Origin of the sequence: Microbulbifer sp. Q7 (genome assembly GCF_001639145.1) — a bacterium.
In the GTDB taxonomy this organism is placed as follows: Bacteria; Pseudomonadota; Gammaproteobacteria; order Pseudomonadales; family Cellvibrionaceae; genus Microbulbifer.
Window position 1 is genome coordinate 2,540,889 of the sequence record NZ_LROY01000002.1, and the last position, 6,518, is coordinate 2,547,406.

At 58.7% G+C, this 6,518-nt stretch carries 5 protein-coding genes and 1 rRNA gene; 3 read left to right on the forward strand and 3 right to left on the reverse strand.

Annotation, left to right across the window (positions count from 1 at the left end; translation table 11 throughout):
• Window positions 1-5: 5 nt before the first annotated feature.
• A complete protein-coding gene (locus AU182_RS16115; RefSeq protein ID WP_066967522.1) occupies window positions 6-377 on the reverse strand; it encodes a cupredoxin domain-containing protein in 372 nt (123 codons plus the stop codon).
• Window positions 374-2,626 (reverse strand): heavy metal translocating P-type ATPase, encoded by a 2,253-nt coding sequence (locus AU182_RS16120; RefSeq protein ID WP_066967524.1) that lies wholly within the window; start codon window positions 2,624-2,626, stop codon window positions 374-376. Before AU182_RS16120 ends, AU182_RS16115 begins: the two co-directional genes overlap by 4 nt.
• Before the next feature lie 211 nt (window positions 2,627-2,837).
• Here AU182_RS16120 and AU182_RS16125 point away from each other — a divergent pair, with 211 nt between their 5' ends.
• The 3 genes from AU182_RS16125 to AU182_RS16135 all read left to right on the forward strand — a co-directional run bounded on the left by AU182_RS16125 (window position 2,838) and on the right by AU182_RS16135 (window position 5,549).
• Complete coding sequence (locus AU182_RS16125) at window positions 2,838-4,163, forward strand: DnaT-like ssDNA-binding domain-containing protein (protein ID WP_066967526.1); 1,326 nt, start codon at window positions 2,838-2,840, stop codon at window positions 4,161-4,163.
• Window positions 4,164-4,200: 37 nt separating this feature from the next.
• A complete protein-coding gene (locus tag AU182_RS16130; RefSeq protein WP_066967527.1) occupies window positions 4,201-4,728 on the forward strand; it encodes a replication protein P in 528 nt (175 codons plus the stop codon).
• A gap of 104 nt (window positions 4,729-4,832) precedes the next feature.
• Entirely contained in the window at window positions 4,833-5,549 is a 717-nt protein-coding gene (locus AU182_RS16135; RefSeq protein ID WP_066967528.1) for an outer membrane protein, read from the forward strand.
• Between the two features lie 707 nt (window positions 5,550-6,256).
• On the opposite strand, the gene rrf is transcribed toward AU182_RS16135, so the two are convergent.
• Window positions 6,257-6,372, reverse strand: a 5S ribosomal RNA gene (gene rrf, locus AU182_RS16140).
• Window positions 6,373-6,518: the final 146 nt, after the last annotated feature.

The following is a 6,518-nucleotide window of genomic DNA, read 5'->3' on the forward strand; positions in this document are numbered from 1 at the left end:
GGCTTTTACTCAACGATCAGGGTGCCGCGATACATCTGCATCTGACAGTGAAACGGATACTCGCCGACATCCGCTGCGGGAAGTTGCACCTCGGTCACCTGATCGACCGCCAGCTGTGCACTGATTTCCAGGTCGGGAAACAATACCCACTCCGCACAGGGTGATGCGTCTTCCCGCCGGAATTTCAGCACCGTTGCTTTTCCGGCAGCAATGCGAATCCGGTCGGGCTCGTATACGCCATCCTTGACCAGTATTTGTAACGCCTCGTCGACACCCGCCGCAGGCTGCCTGCTGCCCTTGGACGCAAGCCAAAACCACCATACCGTCAGTACAATTGCGGCAAGACCAAGCACGTTAATCACTACGGACTCCATCATGCGGTACCTCCGTTCTGTGACGGTTTGAAAAACCGCAACCGGTTGGCGTTACTCACCACGGTAACCGAAGAAAACGCCATCGCCGCACCGGCGATGACCGGGCTCAACAGCATGCCAGTGATGGGGTAAAGCACCCCGGCGGCAATGGGAATGCCCAGGGTGTTGTAAATAAACGCACCAAACAGATTCTGCTTGATATTGCGCAGGGTCGCGCGGGAAAGCTCCACAGCATCCGCAACGCCGTGCAGTGACGAGCGCATCAGGGTCACATCCGCAGACTCGATGGCAACATCGGTGCCCGCACCTATGGCAAATCCCACATCTGCCCGCGCCAATGCCGGGGCGTCGTTGATACCATCGCCCGCCATCCCGACCTTGGCATGGTTTTTCTGCAGGTCCGCGACAATTTTTTCCTTGTCCTCCGGCAGCAGATCCGCGTGAACGTGATCGATGCCCAGCTGCCTGGCCACGGCCTCTGCCGTCGCCCGGTTGTCCCCGGTCAGCATTTCGATACGCAGCCCGAGCTTTTTCAGGCGTGCAACTGCAGCGTGTGCATCCTCGCGAATGGGGTCTGCCACCGCAATGATGCCGGCCATGGCACCATCCACTGCCGCATACATGGCGGTACGCCCCTGCTCCGCCAGTGCTTCGGCCTTTTCTGTCCACTTGCCGGGGTCGATGCCTTCGCGCTGCATCAATTTACGGTTGCCGAGCAGCACGGTTTTCCCGTCGACCTCAGCACGGACACCGTGCGCGGTAATGGCTTCGAAACCCTGCACATCCGAGAGCGACAGCTGTTTTTCCCGGGCGGCACTGACAACCGCCTCTGCCAGAGGGTGTTCGGAGCGACTTTCCAGGCTCGCGAGCTGTTGCAACAGCGCATCGGCATCGCCGTCGCACTCGATATCGGTCAGTTTCGGCGCGCCCTCGGTCAGCGTGCCCGTTTTATCCACCACCAGGGTGTCGAGATCCGTAGCCTGCTGCAGGGCCTTGCCGTTGCGCACCAGCACCCCATTTTCTGCCCCTTTGCCGACGCCCACCATCACCGACATGGGTGTGGCCAGCCCAAGCGCACAGGGGCAGGCAATAATCAGTACCGAGGTCAGCACCACCAGCATATGCGCGATTTTCGGGTCGGGACCCCAGTTGTACCAGACCAGTGCAGCGACCACCGCGATGATCATGACACTCGGCACAAAAATCGATGAGATGGTATCTGCGAGGCGCGCGATGGGCACCCGCGAGCTCTGGGCGTTTTTTACCATCTGGATAATCTGCGCCAGGCGGGTATCCGCCCCCACTTTTTCCGCCGCAAATACCAGGCTGCCATTTTTATTCAGGGTGCCGGCGGTGAGCGCATCACCTCCCGTTTTTTTTACTGGTAGCGGCTCGCCGGTAAGCATGGATTCATCCACCAGGCTCTCGCCCTCAACAACGCGGCCATCTACCGGAATCTTTTCTCCGGGCCGCACGCGCAGCTTGTCGCCGACGATCACCTGGTCAAAGGGAATATCCATTTCTTCGCCGTCGCGGATGACCCGGGCATTGGGGTCCTGCAATTGCAGCAACTTTTCTACCGCGGCACTGGTGCGACCGCGGGCACGCACTTCCAACGCCTGCCCCAGGTTGATCAGGCCGATAATCATCGCACTGGCTTCAAAGTACACGTGACGTGCAGACTCCGGCAGTACATGCGGGAGCAATACCACTAGCATGGAAAACAGCCACGCGGTGCCAGTACCCAGCGCTACCAGGGTGTCCATGGTGGCACTGTGGTGACGGAAGGCTCGCCAGGCACCGGTAAAAAAGTGCCCGCCACAGAAAACCAGCACCGCCAAAGTCAATAGGCCGACACTGCCCCAGGCGACTTGCTGAGCGATGTTGTGCACGCCCATCTCGCCGGTCACCAGTCCCCAGATCATCAGGGGAACCCCGAGCCCCAGCGCTATACCCGAGCGCCACAACAGTTGCCGGTAGTGCGCCTGCTCCTCCTCCCGCTGCTGCGCGCGCAACACCCGGGCATTCACCTGCACCGCCTCCGCGCCGTAACCGGCGGACGCCACCGCGGCGATACAGGCCTGCGTAGTCGCGCTGCCCTCGACCACCAGGGTTTTGTCGCCCAGATTTACGCGGGCATCGTCAACCCCCGGCACCTCGCCCAGCGCAGACTCGATTTTTCTCACGCAGCCGGCACAACTCACCCCCTGCAGGCGGAAGGTTTGTGGGGATATCGATGATTTCTCAGTCATATTGCTCTCCACCAAGGGTTAGGCACCGACATTTTAAAGGGTTCCAGGGGCGGCAGGGTAAACCAGGCCGGAGACAACCTACCCACAGCCTAGCGGGTGCGGCCCATTGCCTGCCGGCAAATGCGAATCGACCACAAAGTCAGCCGCTGGCCGGCCCACGCAGGCTCAAATCCACTCCCGGTAGCCTCACCCCGGGTGGTATCATCGCGCCATGAAACACCCCCTGCTCCCGGAACGCCCCCTCGTCATCTCACCCACTCTGGCCGCCACCCTCGGCCTGGAGGAGGCGGTATTGCTGGCGGCGCTGGGTGACCTGATACCCTTTTTGGCGGTAGATTCACATCCCGGCCGGGACTGGTACACCGCAGAGGGGGAGCAACTGCAACGGCTGTTGCCATTCTGGGAGCCGGCAGACATCCAGCGGGTTTCCACCAGCCTGCGCAATCAAGGAGCCCTGTTGCTCGGCGCAGCGCCCTACGGCAGCAGTGCGATGCTCAAATTTGCACTGACTGGTACCTCAGGGCAGCAGACTGCCGCGGAATCAACCACCTCGGCATCACAGGCCCCGGCACCGCGGGCGGCCAACACTATTTCGCCGAGCTGGCAGCCGGATTCCGAGACCATGGCGCGTATCGCGCAGCTGGGTGTGCCGGAACATTTCGTGCGTGAGCAGCTGCCCGAGTTCGTCACTTACTGGCGTGACCGCGGCGAAAGCCGGCACTCCTTTGGCTCCCTGTTCCTGAAGCAGGTAAAGACCAAGTGGGAGTCTTTTCGTGCGACTCAAGGGCGCAAGCAACCCATTCCCGAACAGTGGCACCCGGGAGAGGAGACCCTGCGCAAGCTCTCCGATGAGGGGGTGCCGAGCACGTTTGTGCGGCGCTGCCTGCAGCGGTTTGTCGAGTACCATCGTAACAGCGGCAAGCAATCCGTTTCCTGGGACCTGGAATTCAATGACTGGGTAACGGAAGACTGGGAAAAGCAGGACACCCCATTTATTGAAAAGCGCAAGCCGGAACCGATGACGCGCGACTGGCAACCCAGTGAAAACACCTGGGAGCAATTGCGCCGACTGGCCATTAACCCCAGTTTTGCCGCAGAATTACTGCCGGAATTTATTTATAAATGGCTGGAGCGTGGCGGCCACAGTGCACGCTGGGGCGAGCAGTTTATCGATTACGCGCGTACCGAGTGGGCTTACTACTGCCAGGGTATCGAGAAAAACCCGGTGGCCAAGCCCATCTCGCGCAATTGGCAGCCGTCCACCGACTGCCTCGGCCACCTGTTGAATCAATGTGAAATCGACCGCGAATTTGTTCTCGGCCTGGTACCGGAGTTTCGACTTTACTGGCGCGAACAGGGTGCTGCCCGCAAGAGCTGGGATTCGGTATTCGTACGGCACGCCCGTTACCAGTGGGCTGAGCGCAACAAATTCGCGATAGGACAGAATCATGGCAAGCCAAAAGAATCCGGGCACTCAGGTAACCAACGCACCAGGGACACACCGGTCTGGGACATCGTCACAGACACAAACTGGTAGCCCGGAGCTTGAGGCGCGCAAACGCGCACTCAATGAGGTGTTCGGCCTCCTCAAGCTGAGTTATCACAACCAGTTCAACTCGGCCTTCCAGGATGTTCAGACACTGAACCACGCCAAGCGCTTGTGGCTGGAATCCTTGGCGGGCTTCTCGCCCGAGCAAATGGTTGCTGGCGCCAAGCGCGCCATCAAACAGTCCGAGTATCTGCCCACCATCCACAAGATGCTGCAATTCTGCGCCGAGGGAGAGCACGGCTTGCCCGACCCGCGCGCAGCCTATCGCGAAGCCTGTAACGCACCCAGCCCCAAAGCAAATCACAAGTGGAGCCACCCAGCGGTCTACCACGCAGGGCGTGCGGCGGACTGGTTTTTCCTCGCCAACAACCCAGAGTCTTCGGCCTACCCCGTGTTCGCCAGTCATTACAAGAAAATCTGTGAGCGACTGATGGCCGGTGAGAGCCTGCCCGCGCCGCAGCAAGTCCAACTAGAGCATCAGCCAGCAAAACCGCTATCGAAAGCCGAAAATGCCAAGAAGTTGGCGGAATTGCGTGCGCAACTCAAAATATGATGTGATGGGTGGGCGGTGTACCAGCCCACAGGTCGTTTCCCAGGGAGCTTTCGGGACAGGGCGGCCGGTCTAAACCTTTCTTTGACTCCAGAGCAGGTATCGCCATGGTCAGGCTTCCCTTTCTGCTTGTGGTACCCCTTTCACTGCTGGGCAGCAGCCTTGCCAGTGCCGATTTCTATTCTCATCGATACGGTGGCATCAGCCTGCAACACACGGCCCAGGATCCGCTGTGCCGCAATGCACGAAGTTTTGTTGACGGCCTGAATGCCGAGCAACAAACGGCGGAGCTGGCGGACTGTGCCGACAGTGGGCCTAGCGTAAAACTCTATGCCGGCTGGCGCTGGAGCCCGAATCTGGCCGTGGAGGCAGACTTGCGGCAGAGCGCCACGATGACAAGCCAGTTCTCCGTCCGCAACCCCCAGCTACCGTACCTCGGTGTGAAAGAGAAGCTGACCACCCGTATGGGCAATGCCTTCGTTGTCGGACACCTCCCTATCGGACGGTCGGGATTCACGGTGTTTGGCAAGCTTGGAGGCGGCTTCTGGCTCAGCCAGCTGCGTGCCAGACAGCGGGGTGATGCGATCGCCGTATTTGAACTGGGAGACGGCTCGTTGCAACCTGTAAGCTTCCCGGTTGATGGGGCCTATTCCGAGAATAGTAGCGGCTTCCACTGGGGTTACGGCGCGGGCGTCAGTTACCGCCTCGAGGATCGCTGGACGTTACGCGCGGAATGGGAGCTGTTTCCGGAAATTGGCAGTCGTGAACTGCTCAGCCAGTACGATGTTGAATCGGCATCACTGGGGTGGAGTTTCCATTTCTAGTTGCCTGCGCAGAGCATAAAAAGATACGGGCAGTGATGTTCACAATCTGGGTTGTGCACAGAAATACTGGATAGGGCTGGGGATAACTCGTGAATATGACGGCTACCCCCCGCCACTGTTAGCCCGTGGGAAACGACTACTTTTTCGGCGCTTATTCCTCACTAAGAATCCGCCAACCCTTGTGAATCTCAACAGAAAAATACCGGGCGCGCAGCGTAAATTAACCTTGCTTTTTGCGATCACTTCCCAGCGCTCTTCTACCAACAGCCGACACCGTGCAGCTTGGTTAACTACTGATTTCCTGAGGGATTTCAGAGTTATGCACAACCACTTACACACAGAAACCTTGGACAGAGCTGTGGGTAAGTCTGGGATATTAGGTGTGAGCGGCGTGGTTGCTGGGTTTGGGAAAGCGTCTAAAAAAACGTCATATGGGTTGGATGGATTTTGAAGAAAGAAAGGCTGGGTTTTCGGGTGAAGGGAGGAGTTAGGAAGGCTTGTGCCTGCTGGTGGGGCGATGACCTACACTGGGTGTCGAGCTGCGCTCGCCATCGCAGTGCGACGCCTTCGGCGCCCTAGCCTCTGCTCCTTCGGAGCATGGGCTTTCACATGGCAGCGCTTTGCGCTGCATGGTAGTAAGAGAAGTTCATCGTATCCTAAATACAAAAAAGGCCACCCCAATGGGGTGGCCTTTTTTGTATTTAGAAGCCTGACGATGACCTACTCTCACATGGGGAAGCCCCACACTACCATCGGCGATGTTGCGTTTCACTTCTGAGTTCGGCAAGGGATCAGGTGGTTCCACAACTCTATTGTCGTCAGGCAAACTGGCTTGGGTTGGCGTGGTCTCATGAGCTCTATGCTCGGCGCTGCCGCTTGATCGTCCGTTTGCCACTGCTCTCGCAGTTAACGATCAACCCAAAAAGGTCGGTAAAACATTCTGTAGTAATACACCGCAAGTCGATCAAT

What these genes read in the sequence shown, in the direction of transcription:
- AU182_RS16115 (WP_066967522.1), bottom strand. Translation starts at nt 377, where the DNA reads ATGATGGAGTCCGTAGTGATTAACGTGCTTGGTCTTGCCGCAATTGTA.
- AU182_RS16120 (WP_066967524.1), bottom strand. Translation starts at nt 2,626, where the DNA reads ATGACTGAGAAATCATCGATATCCCCACAAACCTTCCGCCTGCAGGGG.
- AU182_RS16125 (WP_066967526.1), top strand. Translation starts at nt 2,838, where the DNA reads ATGAAACACCCCCTGCTCCCGGAACGCCCCCTCGTCATCTCACCCACT.
- AU182_RS16135 (WP_066967528.1), top strand. Translation starts at nt 4,833, where the DNA reads ATGGTCAGGCTTCCCTTTCTGCTTGTGGTACCCCTTTCACTGCTGGGC.